The organism is Methylophilus sp. Q8, assembly GCF_000800115.1.
Lineage (GTDB): Bacteria > Pseudomonadota > Gammaproteobacteria > Burkholderiales > Methylophilaceae > Methylophilus.
Genome location: NZ_JUHE01000001.1, coordinates 2,837,199 through 2,857,638, shown reverse-complemented (window position 1 = coordinate 2,857,638; position 20,440 = coordinate 2,837,199). Strand labels below are relative to the sequence as shown.

18 protein-coding genes are annotated in these 20,440 nt (G+C 50.3%); 11 read left to right on the top strand and 7 right to left on the bottom strand.

The genetic code is table 11. The features are described 5' to 3' along the window. Positions 1 to 563: 563 nt before the first annotated feature. The 4 genes from GQ52_RS13485 to gnd form a co-directional block, all read right to left on the bottom strand. Positions 564 to 2,810: an arginine/lysine/ornithine decarboxylase gene (locus tag GQ52_RS13485; protein ID WP_019881947.1), complete on the bottom strand. Its 2,247-nt coding sequence runs from the start codon at positions 2,808 to 2,810 to the stop codon at positions 564 to 566. Between the two features lie 120 nt (positions 2,811 to 2,930). After that, the gene (gene dcd / locus GQ52_RS13480; protein ID WP_019881948.1) at positions 2,931 to 3,500 is read right to left on the bottom strand and encodes a dCTP deaminase; all 570 of its coding nucleotides are present in this window, start codon (positions 3,498 to 3,500) and stop codon (positions 2,931 to 2,933) included. 182 nt (positions 3,501 to 3,682) lie between these two features. Further along, positions 3,683 to 5,158 carry a glucose-6-phosphate dehydrogenase gene (zwf, locus tag GQ52_RS13475; RefSeq protein WP_019881950.1) on the bottom strand — a complete coding sequence of 492 codons (1,476 nt, stop codon included), beginning with the start codon at positions 5,156 to 5,158 and terminating at the stop codon, positions 3,683 to 3,685. Positions 5,159 to 5,300: 142 nt separating this feature from the next. Continuing rightward, positions 5,301 to 6,209: a phosphogluconate dehydrogenase (NAD(+)-dependent, decarboxylating) gene (gene gnd / locus GQ52_RS13470; RefSeq protein ID WP_019881951.1), complete on the bottom strand. Its 909-nt coding sequence runs from the start codon at positions 6,207 to 6,209 to the stop codon at positions 5,301 to 5,303. A 184-nt stretch (positions 6,210 to 6,393) separates the two neighbouring features. Here gnd and pgl point away from each other — a divergent pair, with 184 nt between their 5' ends. Continuing rightward, positions 6,394 to 7,080 (top strand): 6-phosphogluconolactonase, encoded by a 687-nt coding sequence (pgl, locus tag GQ52_RS13465; protein WP_047518371.1) that lies wholly within the window; start codon positions 6,394 to 6,396, stop codon positions 7,078 to 7,080. Positions 7,081 to 7,174: 94 nt separating this feature from the next. Here the strand turns inward: pgl and GQ52_RS13460 are convergent, their stop codons facing one another. Both GQ52_RS13460 and apbC read right to left on the bottom strand, forming a co-directional pair. After that, positions 7,175 to 7,729, bottom strand: coding sequence for a DUF1003 domain-containing protein (locus GQ52_RS13460; protein ID WP_047518366.1), 555 nt, complete (start codon positions 7,727 to 7,729; stop codon positions 7,175 to 7,177). Between the two features lie 37 nt (positions 7,730 to 7,766). After that, the gene (gene apbC, locus GQ52_RS13455; protein ID WP_047518364.1) at positions 7,767 to 8,855 is read right to left on the bottom strand and encodes an iron-sulfur cluster carrier protein ApbC; all 1,089 of its coding nucleotides are present in this window, start codon (positions 8,853 to 8,855) and stop codon (positions 7,767 to 7,769) included. 247 nt (positions 8,856 to 9,102) lie between these two features. On the opposite strand from apbC, the gene GQ52_RS13450 reads away from it, so the two are divergent. The 10 genes from GQ52_RS13450 to GQ52_RS13405 all read left to right on the top strand — a co-directional run bounded on the left by GQ52_RS13450 (position 9,103) and on the right by GQ52_RS13405 (position 19,544). Next, entirely contained in the window at positions 9,103 to 9,561 is a 459-nt protein-coding gene (locus tag GQ52_RS13450) for a fasciclin domain-containing protein (RefSeq protein WP_047518362.1), read from the top strand. A gap of 162 nt (positions 9,562 to 9,723) precedes the next feature. Continuing rightward, positions 9,724 to 11,796, top strand: coding sequence for a methionine--tRNA ligase (gene metG / locus GQ52_RS13445; protein ID WP_047518360.1), 2,073 nt, complete (start codon positions 9,724 to 9,726; stop codon positions 11,794 to 11,796). A gap of 243 nt (positions 11,797 to 12,039) precedes the next feature. Further along, the gene (locus GQ52_RS13440) at positions 12,040 to 14,334 is read left to right on the top strand and encodes a cation-translocating P-type ATPase (RefSeq protein WP_047518359.1); all 2,295 of its coding nucleotides are present in this window, start codon (positions 12,040 to 12,042) and stop codon (positions 14,332 to 14,334) included. 4 nt (positions 14,335 to 14,338) lie between these two features. Next, positions 14,339 to 14,476 (top strand): cbb3-type cytochrome oxidase assembly protein CcoS, encoded by a 138-nt coding sequence (gene ccoS / locus GQ52_RS13435; RefSeq protein ID WP_019881964.1) that lies wholly within the window; start codon positions 14,339 to 14,341, stop codon positions 14,474 to 14,476. Positions 14,477 to 14,605: 129 nt separating this feature from the next. Then, positions 14,606 to 16,042 (top strand): cytochrome-c oxidase, cbb3-type subunit I, encoded by a 1,437-nt coding sequence (gene ccoN / locus GQ52_RS13430; RefSeq protein WP_019881965.1) that lies wholly within the window; start codon positions 14,606 to 14,608, stop codon positions 16,040 to 16,042. A 10-nt stretch (positions 16,043 to 16,052) separates the two neighbouring features. Further along, complete coding sequence (ccoO, locus tag GQ52_RS13425; RefSeq protein ID WP_019881967.1) at positions 16,053 to 16,679, top strand: cytochrome-c oxidase, cbb3-type subunit II; 627 nt, start codon at positions 16,053 to 16,055, stop codon at positions 16,677 to 16,679. Between the two features lie 11 nt (positions 16,680 to 16,690). Next, a complete protein-coding gene (locus GQ52_RS13420; protein WP_019881968.1) occupies positions 16,691 to 16,831 on the top strand; it encodes a cbb3-type cytochrome c oxidase subunit 3 in 141 nt (46 codons plus the stop codon). Between the two features lie 30 nt (positions 16,832 to 16,861). Beyond that, complete coding sequence (gene ccoP, locus GQ52_RS13415; protein WP_019881969.1) at positions 16,862 to 17,758, top strand: cytochrome-c oxidase, cbb3-type subunit III; 897 nt, start codon at positions 16,862 to 16,864, stop codon at positions 17,756 to 17,758. A gap of 18 nt (positions 17,759 to 17,776) precedes the next feature. Then, positions 17,777 to 19,222, top strand: coding sequence for a cytochrome c oxidase accessory protein CcoG (gene ccoG / locus GQ52_RS13410; protein WP_047518358.1), 1,446 nt, complete (start codon positions 17,777 to 17,779; stop codon positions 19,220 to 19,222). Between the two features lie 58 nt (positions 19,223 to 19,280). Beyond that, positions 19,281 to 19,544, top strand: a complete 264-nt coding sequence (locus GQ52_RS13405; protein ID WP_019881971.1) for a FixH family protein — start codon at positions 19,281 to 19,283, stop codon at positions 19,542 to 19,544. A gap of 17 nt (positions 19,545 to 19,561) precedes the next feature. Here GQ52_RS13405 and GQ52_RS13400 read toward each other — a convergent pair whose 3' ends face one another. Continuing rightward, on the bottom strand, positions 19,562 to 20,413 hold the full coding sequence (locus GQ52_RS13400; RefSeq protein ID WP_047518356.1) for a hypothetical protein: 852 nt from the start codon (positions 20,411 to 20,413) through the stop codon (positions 19,562 to 19,564). Positions 20,414 to 20,440: the final 27 nt, after the last annotated feature.

The window sequence follows — 20,440 nt, the reverse complement described above, 5'->3', positions numbered from 1 at the left end:
CCGAAGACTCCCGCCAAGCCTGCGTTGCTCGGCGCGGCAGATGGGGACCCCGAACATCTAATGAGCGCAACGGCAGGTGATTGTAAGAAATGAATTTGGTTTTCTAACTTTCCAAATTGCTACGATGTAAGTTTGGCGAGATAAATCCCATTCCATCACGCTGAGTAGCGGAGACAAAATAAGAGTAGAGGGAGCGACTGTCCGAATCCCGCGGTGGGCTGCGTCGTGTGCAGCCCGCTAGGTTGAGTTTCGTGACCGTCTTATTTTGTTGAGCAACGCAAGGGAGCCTTTAGGCCGTGATGGCTGGGTGTCGTCCTCTTTGGTTACTTTCTGGGGGACAAGCACCAGAAAGTGACTCGCCGAGAGGCGAAAAGCAAGAATGCATGCAACCACAATGCCCACTTTACGTCGGAATGAATATGTGGCGATAAGATTCTTTGTAGAAGTTACACCGATGACAACGAGTTGCGTTAAGCCAGTAATGTCAGCAATGGCCTTAAAAACAAAAAAGGGAAACGCTTTGCTATACAGCCATGCGTTTCCCTTGTACAAGATTACAGAAACTAATCTTCTTGCTTCACACAATCCACGTAATACACCGCTTTACCATCCACAATTTGTTTCACCAAACCATGGTTATCGGTTTCAAAGCCCGGGAATTTCTCGTTAAATTCACGCGCAAACTTGAGGTAATTCACAATCACCTTGTTAAAGCGTTCGCCAGGAATCAGCAATGGGATGCCCGGCGGGTAGGGCGTTAACAATACCGCAGTCACGCGACCTTCCAACTCATCAATCGCAACACGTTCAATCTTACGGTGTGCCATTTTGGAGAAGGCATCGGTTGGCTTCATGGCAGGCACCATGTCTGACAGGTACATTTCAGTGGTCAGGCGCGCCACGTCATTGGCTTTATACACTTCATGGATTTGTGTAGATAAGTCTTTCAGGCCAATGCGTTCATAGCGTGGGTGTTTCTGTACGAACTCAGGCAATACTTTCCATAAGGGCTGGTTCTTGTCGTAGTCGTCTTTAAACTGCTGCAAAGCCGCGACCATGGTGTTCCAGCGGCCTTTGGTAATGCCGATGGTGAACATGATAAAGAACGAATAGAGGCCTGTTTTTTCAACAATCACGCCGTGTTCAGCCAAATACTTGGTCACAATGGCGGCGGGGATGCCGAATTCCTCAGAAAACTCACCATCCACATCCAGCCCTGGTGTGATGATGGTGGCTTTGATTGGGTCCAGCATGTTGAAGCCTTCGGCCAGGTTGCCGAAACCGTGCCAGCGTTCGTTAGCTTTGAGCATCCAGGCATCACGCTCTTCCAGGCCGTCCTCGGAAAGATCTGTCGGCCCCCAAACTTTAAACCACCAGTCGGTGCCCCATTCTTCATCCACTTTGCGCATGGCGCGGCGAAAGTCCAGCGCTTCTTTGAGTGACTCTTCCACCAGTGCCGTGCCGCCAGGGGCTTCCATCATGGCTGCAGCTACGTCGCAGCTGGCAATAATCGAGTATTGCGGGCTGGTGGAGGTATGCATCAGGTAGGCTTCGTTAAACAAGTCTCTATCCAGATGGTTATCTTGTGCGTCTTGCACCAGGATCTGTGAGGCCTGGCTCAAACCAGCCAGCAGTTTATGTGTAGACTGGGTAGAGAACACCATGGATTCTTTACAACGCGGACGATCCGCACCAATGGCGTGATAGTCGCCGTAGAAGTCATGGAAGGTGGCATGTGGCAACCAGGCTTCGTCAAAGTGCAGGGTGTCAATTTTGCCATCCAGCATTTCCTTGATTTCTTCGACGTTATACAGCACGCCGTCATAAGTGGACTGCGTGATGGTCAAGACACGTGGCTTGGCATTTTTGTCGCTGGCAAACGGGTTGCGTTCAATTTTCTTCTGGATGTTTTCCCAGGCAAATTCGCTCTTCGGGATTGGTCCGATAATGCCGAAGTGGTTACGTGTCGGCATCAGGAAAACAGGAATCGCACCGGTCATGATGATCGAGTGCAACACGGACTTGTGGCAGTTACGGTCAACGACGACGATGTCACCGGGCGCCACTGTGGAGTTCCAGACAATTTTGTTGGACGTCGAGGTGCCGTTGGTGACAAAGTATAAGTGGTCGCAGTTGTAAATACGGGCTGCGTTGCGCTCGGAGGCAGCGACCGGGCCGGTATGGTCTAGCAGCTGGCCTAATTCGTCGACCGCGTTACAGACGTCGGCACGTAACATATTCTCGCCAAAAAACTGGTGGAACATTTGGCCCACTGGCGATTTCAGGAAAGCGACGCCGCCGGAGTGGCCAGGGCAGTGCCAGGAGTAGGAGCCGTCAGCTGCGTAGTGGGTCAGTGCTTTAAAGAACGGCGGTGGCAGGCTATCCAGGTAAGCTTTCGCTTCACGGATAATCAGGCGCGCGACAAATTCTGGCGTGTCTTCGTTCATGTGAATGAAGCCGTGTAATTCGCGCAGCACATCATTCGGGATATGGCGGCTAGTACGCGTTTCACCGTGCAGGAAAATAGGAATTTCCTCATTGCGGTAGCGGATTTCGGCCACAAAGTTGCGCAATTGCTCAATTGCTTCAGGTTTTTCCTCGACGATTTCTTCATCGTCAATAGATAAGATAAACGCCGAAGCGCGGCTTTGTTGTTGTGCGAACGACGTCAGGTCACCATAACTGGTCACGCCCAGCACTTCAACGCCTTCATCCTCGATGGCCTTGGCTAATACGCGGATGCCGAGGCCAGAAGAGTTCTCGGAGCGGAAGTCTTCGTCAATAATGACGACGGGAAATCTAAATTTCATTCAATGAATCCTTAACTTGTCACTGAAACGTGTAACTCAAAGTGCAAAGGCACTGAGAAAGCCATGCTTTTACTCGGTGCCTTTGTGGTGAAATGGGTCGTTTTTCAATTCTGGGTGAGGCTATATTTTTGGCAAAGTCACGCCAACCTGGCCCTGGTATTTGCCACCGCGGTCTTTATAGCTGGTTTCGCAAACTTCATCAGATTCAAAAAACAGTACTTGGGCACAGCCTTCGCCGGCGTAAATCTTGGCAGGCAAGGGCGTTGTGTTACTGAACTCCAGTGTGACATAACCTTCCCACTCTGGTTCAAACGGCGTGACGTTGACGATGATGCCGCAGCGTGCGTAGGTGGACTTACCTAAACAGATGGTCAGCACTGAGCGCGGAATGCGGAAATATTCAACCGTACGGGCTAATGCAAACGAGTTGGGCGGAATCACGCAATAGCCTTTGCCTGAGACTTCAACGAAAGATTGCGGGTCGAACTGTTTAGGGTCAACAATGGTGCTGTTGATATTGGTAAACACGCGGAATTCGTCAGCACAGCGGATATCGTAACCGTAAGAGGACGTACCATAAGACACGATTTTTTCGCCATTGGTTTCACGCACCAGCGTCGGTGAAAACGGCTCAATCATGCCGTGTTGTTCAGCCATTCTGCGTATCCATTTGTCCGACTTAATGCTCATTGCCTTATCCAGTCTTAGCGTTGCTTATCTGTGCAAGATTGCTTGCAATAAAGAGAAAAAAGCGGAGTTTAAACTCCGCTTTTAATGAGTGCAAATAATAACAACAAATGTCGTCAGTTTCGCAAACTTTTTATGAATTTTTGGCGATTTATTTCACCAGCGGCATTTGCAGCCGCCAGCTATTATTTGTCGCCGCCTAATTCAATGCTGTAACGCCAGAACTGATCTTCAGCTTCAAAAATAACTTTTGAGGCTTCAGGGTCACGGCTGCCAGCTGGGTACTGGTGTACCGGCTTCTTGTCTTCAGCCCAGGCTTTGACCACTGGATCCACTAGGCGCCATTGTGCTTCGGCTTCAGAAATGTGCAGGTAGTTGGAGTTGTCACCTTGCATCAGGTTCAGCAACAGGGCTTCGTATGCATCTACGGAGTCGTCGCTATCCCAACGGTTGGCCGCATCCAGCTGAATGGTACGGGTTTGTACATCCAGGCCTGGAATCTTGGATTGCACTTCCAGCTTAATACACTCGCGTGGCTGGATACCAATGATGAGCCAGTTTTGGTCCTGGTCATTGATCTGCAGCGGTGCTTTTTTGAAGCGGATAGAAATACGGGTATCGGCTTCGTGCAGGCGCTTGGCGGTGCGGATGTAAAACGGCACACCTTTCCAGCGTGGATTGTCGATAAACAATTTCAGTGCGGCATAGGTTTCAACCACGCTGTCATTGTTGCCCAGCTCTTCCAGGTAACCAGGCACTTTTTCGCCATTGATTTCACCGGCAGCATATTGCGCACGGAAAGCATGTTTTTCCAGCTCGCTCACCGGGATCGGGCGAATTTCTTCCAGCAGTTTGATTTTTGCATCGCGCACGCCTTCGGGGGACAGGTCTTTCGGCTGTTCCATGGCGGTCAGTGCCAATGTTTGCAGAATGTGGCTTTGCAACATGTCGCGCAATGCGCCAGTGCTGTCGTAGAACTGCGTACGGTCGCCTACCCCCAGCATTTCGGTGTTGGTGATTTGTACGTGATCAATGTACTGGTTGTTCCAGATTGGCTCTAACACGGTATTGGTAAAGCGTTGCAGCAAAATGTTTTGCAGTGCAGACTTGCCCAGGTAGTGGTCGATACGGTAGATCTGGCTTTCTTTAAGATGCTTGGTGATTGCAGCTTGCAGTTCTTTCGCAGATGGCAGATCGGTACCAAATGGTTTCTCGATCACCACACGGCGCCAGTATTTGTCTTCTTGTGTCAGGCCAACATTGGCCAATGATTCCACCACTGGGGCGAAGTCAACTGGACGCACGGACAGGAAGTAAGCCAGGTTTTGCGGGAAAACGCTTTCGTCGCTGAGGGTGGCTTTCAGTTTGCTAAATGCATCCGGGTCAGTCGGTGGGTTGGCGTGGTAGAAGTTACGCGCGATAAAGCGCTCAAACACAGCCTGGTCATAGCCTTTTTTAAATTTGGCATCCAGCATGCTTTTGATGTCTGCACGCCAGGCTTCCAGGTCAACCACTTGGCGGCCAACGCCTACAATTTTCAGGTCTGCTGGCAAGCGGCCCAGTGAGTCCAGTCTGAACAGGCCAGGATAAAGTTTTACGCGGGCCAGGTTGCCACTAGCGCCAAACAGCACCAGTGTGCATGGATCAATTTTATTCGTCATTTCTAACCTTAAGATAAAAATGTAAACGGGAAAGGGCAAGCCTTTCCCATATATTTGCTACCGTAAGTTCTCACTCTATGAGTGCTCACAGTCGCTCTAAATAATAAGCAAAAAGCCTCTCGTTACGAGAGGCTCATATTGATTACTTAGATGATTTTACTGCGTGACCGCCAAATGCATTACGCATCAGGGACAACAGCTTGTAGCTATAACCATCTGCATCCTGGCTGCGGAAGCGCGCTTGCAGTGCGACTGTCAGCACTGGTGCTGCAACGCCTTGCTCAACGGCTTCAACTACTGTCCAACGACCTTCGCCGGAGTCAGCAACATAAGGTGCGATGCCTTCCAGTGTCTGATCACCTTTCAATGCTTCGGCTGTCAGGTCCAGCAACCAGCTACGTACCACGGAACCATGGCGCCACAATTCAGTGATTTGTGCCAGATCCAGGTTGAAGTCTTCTTTACCTTTGATCAGGTCCAAACCTTCGGCAAATGCTTGCATCATGCCGTATTCGATACCGTTATGGATCATTTTGGTGAAGTGACCGGAACCTACTGGACCCACGTGCGCCCAACCGCGGTCAGCGTGTGTCAGTGCTTGTGCATAAGGTGCCAATACGTCTGCGTATTGCTTGTCGCCGCCGTACATCAGGCAGTAACCGTTGTCCAGGCCCCAAACGCCACCGGAAGTACCACAGTCAATAAAGCCGATACCATGTTCAGCTAACATTGCGCCACGGCGCTGACTGTGTTTGTAGTTTGAGTTGCCGCCGTCGACGATGATGTCGCCTTTGTTCAGCAGAGGGATCAAATCTTTGATTTGATTTTCGGTGATTTCACCAGCTGGTAACATCAACCAGACAATTTTTTGGCCTTCGAGTTTGCTGACTGCATCAGCGACTGAGGTTGCTGCTTCCAGACCTTCTTCTTTTACGAGTCTGTTAACGAATTCGGTATTGAAGTCAAAACCAACCACGTTAATTTTGTGACGCAGCAAGCGTGCAGCCATGTTGCCGCCCATTTTGCCCAAGCCAATCATTGCTAATTTCATTCGGATTTTCCTATGGTGTGAGGATAGTTTTAAGAGACACCCATCTTTTGGATGGCATGAACTCGATCAGTGCTTCGGATAATTTTGCAGAATTATCATGTCGAGTCAGATATAATTATAGCAAATGCAGTCACGCACTAAAAGGCTGCGCACGCTTTTTTGTATTGTTTTTTACAGGTTTTCTATGTCTTTGAATTCTCAAACTCGTTGGCACTCGTTTCAATCTCAGGAAGAAATTAACCAGGCAGCACTCAATAGAGTGCTGGCAGCAGCGGATGCAGCCATCGCCAAACATGGTAGTTTTCTGGTTGTACTGGCGGGTGGCAGCACCCCCAAAGCTGTTTATCAATTATTAGCCAAGGCAAATGCCGACTGGGCTAACTGGCATGTGTATCATAATGATGACCGCTGCCTGCCAGCCGATCATGTCGAGCGTAACAGCAAGATGGCGCGCGATGCCTGGTTAAGTCATGTGGCGATTCCCGAAAGCCAGATTCACGATATTCCGGCTGAATTGGGTAATATTGAAGGCGCCAAGGCGTATGCGGAAACGCTTAAAGGTGTGCGTACGTTTGACCTGGTGATTTTAGGCCTGGGTGAAGATGGCCATACTGCCAGCCTGTTCCCGGGTCAGGTGGTGAATAACACCGCCGATGCCGTGCCGGTATTCAACTCTCCCAAGCCACCGGCAGACCGCATTACAATTAGCCAGGACCGCCTGAATAATACGCATGAAGTCATGTTCCTGGTGACGGGTGCGGGTAAGCAAGAGGCTGTCGACAACTGGCGTAATGGTGTGGCTATTCCGGCGACCTTGATTCAATCGCCGAACGGTGTCGATGTCTATTGCTTTGGTGTGGCGTTGAGTTAGTATTTTTTAAGCCACAGAGCACACAGAGGCCACAGAGAAAAATCTTTGTGGCTTTTTTATTCACTCTGTGAACTCTGTGGCTGATGATATTTTTTTAATTTTTTTCGGCTAATAGCTTTTCAAGCAAGCTGATTTGCTGTTGTTGCAACTGAATCAGTTCCTGCCACTGTTGCTCACGCAAACCGTCCAGTTTTTCATGGAGCAGCAAAATCTCTAATTCTGCTTTTAAATTCACTTCGTAGTCGTGCTCGGCCTGGCGTCTGTCAACTTCTGACTGCCGGTTTTGCGACATTAGGATAATGGGTGCCTGAATGGACGCCAGCATGGATAAAAACAGGTTGAGCAGAATATAGGGATAGGGGTCGAATGCGCGGTCGTAGTGCAGCAGAATGACCGAATTCAGAATCACCCAGCTCACCAGAATCAGCATAAAAATGAAAATAAATGACCAGGAGCCGCCAAAGCGCGCCATGGCATCAGCCGCACGTTGGCCACGACTGGGCGTTTCGTGGGTGTGATGCACGGCCAGGTTGCGCGAAACCGGATGGCGCTCGGTCATATGCCGGGCGACACGTTGCATATGTTCATCCATGGCCTCGTACTGCGCGCCCATCAGGCCTTCTGCAATATGGTGCTTGCGGGTTGTCATACGCAACGTCCTTCGGTGGTTAGGCTTAATTAGGTGATCAGGTTTTTTGAATGACGATATTAGGGAATTTTGCGCTGTGGTCGAGACTGGCGATGGCAATTTTACTCGCGGCTTTGCGCGCGATTTCTTTATAGCTTTGCGCAACGGCACTGTCAGGTGAGGCGACGACAGTGGGCTGGCCACCATCGGCCTGCATGCGGATATTAATATCCAGCGGCAGGCTGCCCAGTAAATCTATATTGTAATCACTGGCCATCAGAGCGCCGCCGCCCGTGCCAAAGATATGTTCTTCGTGGCCGCAGTTGGAGCAGATATGCGTGCTCATATTTTCGACGATGCCTAAAATCGGGATGCCGACTTTCTCAAACATTTTCAGGCCTTTGCGCGCATCAAGCAGGGCAATATCTTGCGGGGTGGTGACGATAATGGCGCCGGTCACCGGGATTTTTTGTGCCAGAGTCAGCTGGATATCGCCAGTGCCCGGTGGCAGGTCAATCACCAGGTAGTCCAGGTCTTGCCAGCGTGTGTCGCGTAATAATTGCTCTAACGCACCAGTGACCATCGGGCCGCGCCATACCATAGGGGTATCGGTGTCGACCAGAAAGCCTATGCTCATGGCCTGGATGCCATGCGCACGCATAGGTTCTATGCTTTTGCCATCGGCACTGTCCGGGCGGCCGGAAATGCCCAGCATCTGTGGCTGGCTAGGGCCGTAAATATCCGCATCCAGCAAACCCACGGTCGCTCCTTCTGCGGCCAGTGCCAGCGCCAGGTTTACTGAGGTAGTGGATTTGCCGACGCCACCTTTGCCCGAGGCCACGGCAATTACATTTTTCACGTTCGGTAATAAATTGACGCCACGTTGTACGCCATGCGCCACGATGCGGCTGCCAACATTGATAGCGATTTTTCCGATGCCATCAATGCTTTTCAGTGCGTCTGTCACTTGCTGGCGAATCGGCTCCAGCTGGCTCTTTGCCGGATAGCCCAGCACCACATCCAGGCTGACATCGTTGCCATTGATCTGAATGTTCTTGATCGACTTCGTGCTGACGAAGTCTTTGCCGGTATTGGGGTCTATGCACAGTTTTAAGGTGCTTTGAATGATTAATTCGCTAATGGCCATGCTTGAGGTTCCTGCAGAAATGCCTGACTAAATGAATCAGGAATTCTACTCCAACAGACCCTCTTCGTCATGTTATCTGCGGGGGATTTGTCGCTGGGCGGTATCCATCATGCGATTGGTAAGTTGGCTGTAAGCTGCGGGCGCGCTTGGGTAAGCTAGGCGTAAGCCTGAGCAGATAGTGTAAGCAGGTCGGTAGTCGTGGTTTTAAACCGGACATTTAGTTTTTACATTTATCAGGAGACATCATATGAAGAAAATTCTCGCATTTACGCTGTTAGCCATCAGTTTTTCTGGTGCGGCTAGTGCAGATACTTTGCTACAAACAGTACAGCAAGATGGTAGCTTTCAGACCTTTGCCAAAGCGGTTAAAGTGGCCGGCCTTGAAGGCGCACTCAATGGCAGCGGCCCGATTACCTTGTTCGCGCCCAATGATGCTGCGTTTGCCAAGTTGCCCAAAGCCAAGCTGAATGCACTCATGTCCAATAGCGAGGCGCTCAAGAAAGTACTTTCCTATCATGTTTATCCTGGCAAAATTACCCAGGCAGATGTGAGCGCGGGTAAGGTGAAGTCATTGGAGGGCGCTGATTTGCAGCTATCCGTCACCGATGGCGTCAAAGTGAATAATGTGAAAGTGGTTGGCGATGAAATTAATGCCGATAACGGTGTGATTCATACGGTGAGTGCCGTGCTGATGCCTAAAAGTTAATCAGGAAAGTGCTGGTGAGGCCGGGCAACAAATTGCATCGGTCTCACAGTGTTTTCAGAATGTAGGACCTGTTCACACGTTTTACCAATGATTAAAGATAAAGATTCGTTGAAACTGCAAGGGGTTTGCTAAAATAGCGGTTTTTATCTTGGTCTTGTTTTCATGACACGCAAACTTCTGGTGACGTCCGCCTTGCCATATGCCAACGGCAGCATTCATTTGGGGCATCTGGTTGAGTATATTCAAACCGATATCTGGGTGCGTTTTCAGAAAATGCAGGGCCATACTGTGCACTATGTCTGCGCGGACGACACCCACGGTACGCCTATCATGCTGCGTGCAGAAAAAGAGGGCATCACGCCTGAAGCATTGATTGAAAAAGTGCATGCCGAGCACAGCCAGGACTTTGCCGAATTTTTAGTGCAGTTCGATAACTACTATTCGACCAACTCGGAAGAAAATCGCCAGTTGTCCGGCAATATTTATCGTGCGCTCAAGGCCAACGGCAAAATCGCGACCAAAACCATAGAGCAATATTTTGACCCGGTCAAAAACATGTTCTTGCCGGATCGTTTTATCAAGGGCGAATGCCCGAAATGCCATGCCAAAGACCAGTACGGCGATAACTGCGAAGTCTGTGGCACGACTTATAGCCCGACGGAGTTGATTAGCCCGTTCTCGGCCGTGTCTGGCGCGACGCCGGTGCGTAAGGAAACCGAGCACTACTTCTTTAAACTCAGTGAGTGTGCAGACTTCTTGCGTGACTGGACCCGTTCAGGCACCTTGCAGGCCGAAGCTGCCAATAAAATGAGTGAGTGGGTTGGCGAAGCAGGCGAGAATAAACTCTCTGACTGGGATATTTCGCGCGATGCGCCTTATTTCGGTTTCGAAATTCCGGATGCGCCAGGTAAGTACTTCTATGTCTGGCTGGATGCGCCGATTGGTTATATGGCCAGCTTTAAGAACTTGTGTGCCAAAGCGGACATAGACTTTGATGAATACTGGAAAAAGGATTCGACGACAGAGTTGTATCACTTTATCGGCAAGGATATCCTGTATTTCCATGCCTTGTTCTGGCCTGCGACACTGGAATATTCCGGTCACCGTACGCCAACACAAGTGTTTGCACATGGCTTTTTGACCGTGAATGGCGAGAAAATGTCCAAGTCGCGTGGCACGTTTATCACCGCGCGTAGCTATCTGGAACATGTGAAGAATCCGGAATATTTACGTTATTACTATGCGGCCAAATTGAATGGCAGTATGGAAGACATTGACCTCAACCTCGAAGATTTTGTCGCCCGCGTCAACAGTGATCTGGTCGGTAAATACATTAATATTGCCAGTCGCACGGCCGGTTTCGTGACTAAAAAGTTTGATAACAAGCTGATTGATGCCCAGCATGCGGTGATTGATGAGATGCGCGCTGCAGCCCCTGCAATTGCCGAGGCATATGCCGCCCGTGACTTCGCGCGTGCGTTGCGTGAGATCATGAAGCTGACGGATGCTGCCAATGCTTATGTAGCCGAAGCTGCGCCCTGGGTAGTTGCCAAAGATGACAGTAAAGCGGCTGAGTTGCATACTATTTGCAGCAATGCATTGGAGATGTTCCGTTTGCTGACGATTTACCTGAAACCAGTGTTGCCAAATATTGCCGTGGCCGTGGAAGCGTTCCTGAATGTACAGCCATTGCAGTGGTCCGATGTTGGCCAGGGCTTGGGCGCGCAAACGATACAACCTTATAATCATATGGTGACGCGCCTAGAAGGCAAGCAGATCGAAGCCATGGTGGAAGCGAATAAAGATAGCTTTCAAGCGGCGTCTACGCAGGCTAAAACGGAATCGGCTGCGAAAACATTGGCCAAGAGTGAGGCGAAAGCAGATACGCCAGCGGTAGAAGAGGGCGCGTATATTTCGATTGATGATTTTACCAAGGTCGATTTACGTATTGCCAAGATCGTCAGCGCCGAACATGTGGAAGGGGCTGAAAAATTACTTAAATTGCTGCTGGATATCGGCGAAGAAAAACCGCGTCAGGTATTTGCCGGTATTAAGTCTGCCTATGACCCGGCCACGCTGGTAGGGCGTTTAACTGTCATGGTGGCTAACCTGGCGCCGCGCAAGATGAAGTTTGGCATGAGCGAAGGCATGGTGCTGGCGGCCAGCGATGAGCGTGGCGGTCCTTATATTCTGTCGCCAGACAGTGGGGCGCAAGCAGGCATGCGCGTGAAGTAAGGCGAATATAAAAGTAAGTGGTGCTGGCGCGAGTTTGTGCTGGCACTTCTCTTCTTTTTGCGCGTCGTTTATTGTGCTATATCAAAGCTTCATCGGCAGTTGGCTGTTCTAATCATATTTGAGCAAAGTGTGGCACCTTGAAAGAGCGGGGCGCTTTTCACAAAACGGCTAACACATTGATTTATATTATATTCAATCATATAATATAAAGTTATATATTGTTGACGGACGGTCCATCACCCAATGGCAAAACCTTTAGCAGCAAGCAGTGCGAATCCCTGGCAAGGGCTGGATATCCAGTCTGAGTGGGAGCGATTTAGTCAGCGCGATGCATCCTCTGCTGAGGTATGGACCTCTCATGTATGGGTCGATAATATGCATTGCGCCGCTTGCAGTGGGCGTATTGAGCAAACCATCAAACAACAGCGCGGTGTGCTTGCCGTACAAGCCAGCGCCGCTTCCAAACGCGTCCGCGTGGTCTGGGATGCGAAACAAACTTCCCCTTCTCACTGGTTTGCCAATTTAAACGAGATTGGTTACCCGGCATTACCCCTTAACGAATACAGCGCGATTTCGGATCGTACTGTCCAGCAACGCAAGATGCTATGGCGCCTGGTCGTGGCCGTGTTCTGCATGATGCAGGTCATGATGTATGCCTATCCGACTTATTGGTCTGATAGCAATGATATGGCGCCAGATATGGTGCAGCTCATGAAATGGGCCTCCTGGGTGCTGACCCTGCCGGTCATGCTGTTTTCAGCCACACCGTTTTTGTCCCAGGCCTGGGCAAGCATCAAGCAACGCCAGTTGGGTATGGATGTACCGGTGTCGCTGGGTATTCTGGCAGCGTTTGTGATGAGCACACTGGCCACGTTTGCGCCAGGCGGCTGGTGGGGTGACGTGGTTTATTATGACTCGCTGACCATGTTTGTCAGCTTTCTGCTGATTGGTCGCTGGCTGGATGTCAAATTGCGCAACCGCACGGCTGGTGCCCTGGAAAACATGATGCGCCGCTTGCCACATGCGGTGCTTAAGAAAAATGCCGCCGGTGAGTGGGTGCAAATCGCCGCGACTAATATCAATGTCGGAGATGTGCTTTATGTGCGTCCCGGCGAAGTGTTTGCGGCCGATGGCCTGATCTTGGGTGGCAGCACAAGTGCTGATGAGTCCATGTTGACTGGTGAGTCCGAGCCAGTGATGAAACCCGCAGGCGCAAAGGTCATTGCTGGCTCCGGCAATTTAACGTCTGCCATTGAAATGCAGGTGGAGCAGGTAGGCGAGGGCACGCAATACCATGCGCTGGTCAACCTCATGGCTTCGGCCTCCACTGAAAAGCCCGGCATTGCTTTGCTGGCAGATAAAGTCGCGCAACCATTCTTGTGGGCCGTATTATTAGCGGCCATTTATGCCGTTTTTTACTGGTGGAACACCGATCCTGCCAAGGCGATTATGTCGGCCGTGGCTGTACTTGTCGTGACTTGTCCATGTGCATTATCCCTGGCAACGCCCGCGGCCATGCTGGCCAGTGCTGGTACTTTTGCCAAAGGCGGTGTGCTGATCCGCCGTTTGCAAGCGATACAGGCAATCAGTGAAGTGGACACCGTTGTGTTTGATAAAACCGGCACCCTGACTGAGAATGTGCAGCAAGTGACATTGGCAGACAGTCACGCCGATTGGGATTCGCAATGGCTACTTGATGTGATTGCCAGTATGAGCCGGGATTCCTTGCATCCGGTGGCTCAGGCCTTGCATGGCTTTGCCTTGCAGCATGATGCGCAAGATCAACTGCCTATGCAGGATTGGCAAGAGATTGTCGGTGGCGGCATGTCTGCTACATTTCATGCACCAAACGGCACATTACTGCCGGTGAAACTAGGCAATGCAGAATTTTGTGGTGTAAGGGATGAGGCGGAGGGCGAAGCGCTGCGTCAGGTGTATGTCACCATAGGCGAAATCACGCTGGTGCGACTGACGTTGTCTGAGCAGGTAAAACCACATGCCAAGGCAGCGATTTCACAATTAATTGCAAATGGGCTTGATATTCAACTGTTATCTGGTGATAGAATAGCGCCCGTTAAAAACCTCGCAGCGCAACTGGGAATCCAGCGCGCATTCGGGTTACAAAAAGCAGCAGATAAGCTGCAGCATGTAAAGTTGTTGCAACAACAGGGGCGGAAAGTATTAATGGTTGGTGATGGTTTGAATGACGGCCCTGTCATTGCAGCAGCGCATACTTCTATTGCAATGGGTTCCGGCGTCCCTTTGACGCAGGCACAGGCCGATATGGTGGTGTTGGGTAATGATATCGGTGTGCTGGTTTCGCTCATTTCGCATTGTCAAAAAACCATTCTCATCGTAAAACAGAATTTGTTGTGGGCTGCGTTGTATAACGCAGCTGGTGTGCCATTGGCGATTATGGGCTTATTGCCTGCCTGGTTAGCCGGGTTGGGCATGGCGGCCAGTTCGCTCTTGGTATTGCTGAATGCATTACGTTTGACCGACTGGAATAAGTCGGACTGGCAGAAAGGTCAGGCATAGCGTTATGGAAATTGCATTTTTGTTGATCCCGCTGGCAGTGTTGCTGGTGTTTGTGATTCTGGGTGGCCTCTGGTGGGCAATCCAGACCGGGCAGTTTGAAGACCTGGAAGAAGAAGGTTCCCGAATTCTTGAGCAGGATTAAGAATTTTTGAACAGGATTGATATGTGTCAAATCAGATGTGTGACGAGTCTGAGATGATCGGGTTGAACAACTAAATTTTTTAGAATTTTTTTAGTGTTGGGTGTTTGTTTTAATCATTGGGAGAAATCCATGCAAAATGCAACCGTGAAGGCTGCGACCTATAACGATACCGTGGTCCGCCAGTTTGCCATCATGGCAGTGGTCTGGGGTGTTGTTGGTACATTGATGGGCGTGATTATCGCGTCTCAGCTGGTGTGGCCAGAGCTTAACCTGGGCTTGCCGTATACCTCTTTTGGCCGTTTACGACCACTGCATACCAATGCAGTGATTTTCGCATTTGGTGGCTGTGCTTTATTTGCTACCTCATACTATGTCGTGCAACGTACCTGCCAGACCCGTTTGTTTAGCGACAAACTGGCCAGTTTTACTTTCTGGGGCTGGCAAGCCGTGATTGTCGCCGCAGCGATCTCCTTGCCATTGGGTTATACCCAGGGTAAAGAGTACGGCGAACTGGAGTGGCCAATTGATATCCTGATTGCGATCGTATGGATTTCTTACGCGGTTGTGTTCTTCGGTACGATCGGTATCCGCAAGGTCAAGCATATCTACGTAGCTAACTGGTTCTACGGTGCCTTTATTCTGGCCGTGGCCTTGTTGCACATCGTTGAGAGTGCTGCAATCCCGGCTGGCTGGTTCAAGTCTTACTCTGCTTACGCAGGTGTGCAAGATGCGATGGTGCAGTGGTGGTATGGTCACAACGCAGTAGGTTTCTTCCTGACAGCAGGCTTCCTCGGCATGATGTACTACTTTGTGCCTAAACAAGCTGAGCGTCCTGTGTACTCTTACAGCTTGTCTATCGTGCACTTCTGGGCACTGATTTTCACTTACATGTGGGCGGGTCCTCACCATCTGCATTACACCGCTTTGCCTGACTGGACACAGTCCTTGGGTATGGTGTTGTCTTTAATTCTGTTTGCACCAAGCTGGGGCGGTATGATCAACGGTATCATGACCTTGTCCGGCGCATGGCACAAACTGCGCACTGACCCTATCTTGCGCTTCCTGATCGTTTCCCTGTCTTTCTACGGTATGAGTACCTTTGAAGGCCCGATGATGGCGATCAAGACTGTGAACGCTTTGTCTCACTACACTGACTGGACCGTAGGTCACGTGCACTCTGGTGCTCTGGGCTGGGTTGGTTTTATTTCTATCGGTTCCCTGTACTTCCTGATTCCACGTTTGTTCGGTCAGAAGACCATGTACAGCGTGAAAGCGATTGAAGTGCACTTCTGGATGGCAACCATTGGCGTGGTGTTGTACATCGCTGCGTTGTGGATCTCTGGCGTGATGGAAGGCTTGATGTGGCGTGCAATGAACGCTGACGGTACATTGGCTTATACCTTCGTTGAGAGTGTGAAAGCCAAGTTCCCATACTATTTCACACGTGCATTGGGTGGTTTCCTGTATATGAGCGGTTTGGTGATCATGTTGTGGAACACATATAAAACAGCAACTAATGGCAAACCAGCAACGGTAGAAGTACCAGCTGTTGTTGCACACGCTTAAGGAGCTCACTATGGCAACGCATCAAAATAATAGTGGCAATCTGCACGAAAAGATTGAAACCAATAACTTCCTGTTGATCGTACTGACCTTTATTACGATCTCCTTTGGTGGTTTGGTTGAAATCGTGCCTTTGTTTTTCCAAAAATCCCTGACTGAACCTATCCGTGGGTTGGAGCCATACACTGCGCTGCAATTGGCTGGTCGTGACATTTACCTGCGTGAAGGTTGCTACAACTGCCACTCACAGATGATCCGTCCGTTCCATGCTGAAACATTACGTTATGGCCACTACTCTGTAGCGGGTGAGTACGTGTATGACCACCCGTTCCAGTGGGGCAGCAAGCGTACCGGTCCTGACTTGCACCGTGTCGGTGGCAAATACAGTGACGACTGGCATCGTGTGCACTTGAACCAGCCGCGTGACGTTGTACCAGAGTCCATCATGCCAGCGTACCCATGGTTGAATGAAAACCTGGTGAACGATGAAACGATTGGTGACCATATGGTTGCGCTGCGTAAAGTGGGCGTGCCTTACACCGATGAGCAGATCAAGGCTGCTGGCGCAGATATCAAGGGTAAAACCGAGATGGATGCACTGGTTTCATACCTGCAAGTACTGGGTACACACCTGAAATAAGGAGACGCGCCATGGATATCATCAACCTGTTACGCATATTGTTTACAGTACTGAGTTTTGTCCTGTTTATCGCAATCCTGGTTTGGGCATGGCGCAATCGTCACTCCGCACAATTCAAGGACGCGCAGAACCTGCCGTTCGATCAAGACTAATATTTGTGCGGACATGTTAAGGAAAACATCATGAATGATTTTGTAAATGGATTTTGGCCGATCTGGATTTCGACCATTACCTTGGGTGGGATCGCTTTTTGTGTCGGTTTGCTGATTTTCGCAAGCCGCGTCAAAGTGCCTCTGGATAGTGACAATACCAATGGTCACGAGTGGGACGGCATTAAAGAAATGAACAATCCGCTGCCAATGTGGTGGGTAGGTTTGTTTATCATCACCGTTATTTTTGGCCTGACTTATTTGTACCTGTTCCCTGGCTTGGGTACTTACAATGGTAAATTCGGCTGGACAGGCGTCAAGCAGTACGAAGTTGAAGTAGCCAAAAACAACGAAAAAATTGCACCGCTGTATGCCAAATATGCGGCGATGCCGGTTGAAGACGTGGCCAAAATCCCGGAAGCCCGTGATATTGGCAAGCGTATTTTCCTCAACAACTGTGCCGCTTGCCATGGTTCAGATGCCAAGGGTAGCCGTGGTTTCCCTAACCTGACGGATACCGACTGGTTGTATGGCGGTAGCCCAGAGCGTATTAAAGAAACCATTACGGGTGGCCGTATCGGCATGATGCCGCCGATGGCAGCCGCTGTCGGTAATGAAGAAGACGTGAAAAACGTGGCTAACTATGTGTTAAGTCTGTCTGGCAGTATTCATGACTCTGGTCGTGCCAATGCCGGTAAAGACAAATTTGTCGTGTGTGCAGCTTGCCACGGCCCTGAAGGCAAAGGTAACCAGATGATTGGTGCACCTAACCTGTCAGACAACACCTGGTTGCATGGCCAGGGTGAAGCGGCGATTATCAAGCGTATTCACGAAGGTAAAACCAACCAGATGCCAGCCTGGCAAGAGAAATTCAGCCCGGAGCAAATTCATTTGCTGACCGCTTATGTTTGGGGCCTCTCCAACAAGTAAGCGAATGCAGATAAATACATGAGCGATACTAAACAAAGCGCTGTGAACAAAACCACCATCCGTGAACAGGAGGTGGTTTTGTCACTTTATAAGTCCGAAGATAAGATTTATGCCCGCCATGTCTCTGGTTTATTTAATAACTGGCGATGGGTCATGGTGTGGGCAACGCAGCTGTTCTTCTACGGTGTGCCGTGGTTGCAATGGGATGGTCGACAGGCCATGCTGTTTGACCTGGAAGGCATGCGGTTTTATGTGTTTGGCCTGATCTTCCATCCGCAGGACCTGATTTACCTGGCATTCCTGTTGATTGTCTCTGCACTTTCCCTGTTCCTGTTTACGGCGATTGCCGGGCGCTTGTGGTGTGGTTACACCTGTCCGCAAACGGTATATACCGAAATCTATATGTGGATGGAGCAGAAGATAGAAGGTGATCGTATCGCTCGCATGCGTCTTGATGACAGCAAGTGGAACCTGAACAAAGTCACACGTAAATCCCTGAAACAGTTGGCCTGGATCGGATTTGGTTTATGGACCGGTGTGACGTTTGTCGGCTACTTTACACCCATGCGCGAACTGGTTCCTAGCTTGCTGCAATTTCAGGCCGGTGGCTGGGAAACCTTCTGGGTATGTTTTTATGGCTTTGCGACCTATGGCAACGCAGGTTACATGCGTGAGCAGGTCTGTAAATACATGTGCCCGTATGCACGCTTCCAGAGCGCCATGTTTGACGGCGACACCATGACTGTGACTTACGACGAAGCACGTGGCGAACCACGCGGTTCCCGCTCTAAAAAAGCGGGTGAGAATGCCAATGGATTGGGCAGTTGCATTGATTGCAGCATTTGCGTACAAGTATGCCCGACCGGCATCGATATCCGTGATGGCTTGCAATACGAGTGCATCGGCTGTGGTGCCTGTATTGATGCCTGTGACGATGTGATGGATAAGATGGGCTATGCCAAAGGCCTGATTAAATATACAACGCAAAATGGCATGGAAAATCGCTGGACCCGTCAGCAGATGCTTGCGCGTTTGCTCAGGCCACGCGTGCTGATTTATTCGACCATTTTGGTGATCATGGTGGTCGGTATGGTGGTCGGTATCTACTTTAAGCCTGACTTCAGGCTCGATGTGTTGCGTGATCGCTCGGTGATGGCGCGTTACACCAACGATGGCAATATTGAGAATGTTTACAATCTCAAGCTGGAAAATGAGACCGAATCTGTGCGCGATTATGATTTGCAAGTCACGGGTTTACCCGCGCTCGCCGTCCATTTTTCAGACAATAACAGTCAGCAGCTCAAAGCACTCAAACCTTTTGAAAAGCGTAATGTCATAGTCGAGATACAGGTGCCTGAAGCTGAAACGCGTGCCGGATCGCACAAGATTTTCTTTGAGTTGACTGACATTGAGGCCAAAGAAACAATTAAGGAAAAATCTGTCTTTATTGTCCCCAGTAATTAGCGGTTAAGGCATGGCCTAGCGCAAGGTGGCACAAAGCAGCATAGATAAAGGAACACAGATGGTTGAAACACAAAAATGGTACCAGAATGCGTATGTCTGGCTGATTATTGGCGGTCCGTCCCTGGTCGTGGTGGCGTCTTTTATCACCTTGTACCTGGCCATTACGCATCCGGATCCGGCCATTGATGACTATTACCGCAAGGGCATAGAAATCAATAAAACACTGGATGCGCAGGGCCATGATGTACAGGACGAAGCCATGGCGCCTGCCATTCAGGCGCGTAACCATGCACAAACCGGCCTTAAACCAGCTGAAGAATAGCCGCTTAACGTTACCGCCTAGACGAACATGCGCACGCGAAATCCCTGCGTGCGCAATGTGCTGGCATATTTCTCTAATATTTTCTCTGAAGTGGCCTGAATGCAGCCGCGTAGGTCTTGCTGGCTGGGTCTGGCAATGCCGTATAGCAGGATGCCGCTGATGCGCTGTTTCAATGGCAATAAAGCTTCCATATAGCCTGGCAGCGTTGGCGTGGTCACGGTCTCCCCGTGTAGTGATCTACTGAAAATCGCCGTCTGTACCCAGGTTGGGCAAAGCGTGCAGCAGGTTTGCAGGCGCTGCAAATGTAACGCCAGAGGCAAATGCGTATCGTTGACAGCCAGCATCTCGCCATCATTACCTGCATCCAGTTTGAACCATACCTCTCCGCCCATCTCGTGTAAGCGTTTGAGTGCATGCTGTATATGCGCATGCTGCAACTGGCTGCCATTGGTGATGAGCCGCAGGCAAGCCGGGCGGTCATGTGGTTTGCGTTGCTGCATCAGGTTGGCAACCATATCGAGGATGTCTGCAAACTGCGGAGATGTGGTGGGTTCGCCATCACCCGCAAAGGCAATATCCTGTACGCAGTCATGCAGGCTGTAAATGGTGTCGTGGATATGGTGCGTGAGCCAGCCCAGGCAGTCTGTCAGCTCTTGTTGCAGAAGCTGGCTATCAATGACGGGCGAAGGGCCGCGTTGTAAACCGGGCACCTGGCAGTACACACAGCGCCAGTTACAGCAATGATTGGGGTGCAGGTTGATGCCGATGGAAATGCCTTGCGCGCGACGTGACCACACCGGGTAAATATAGCGCCATGCGCGAGTGGCCGCAAATTCGCTTAAGGCCTCAAAGAGGGCAGAGGTCTGCATTTGTACGCCGCCGTGATAAGCGTTAAC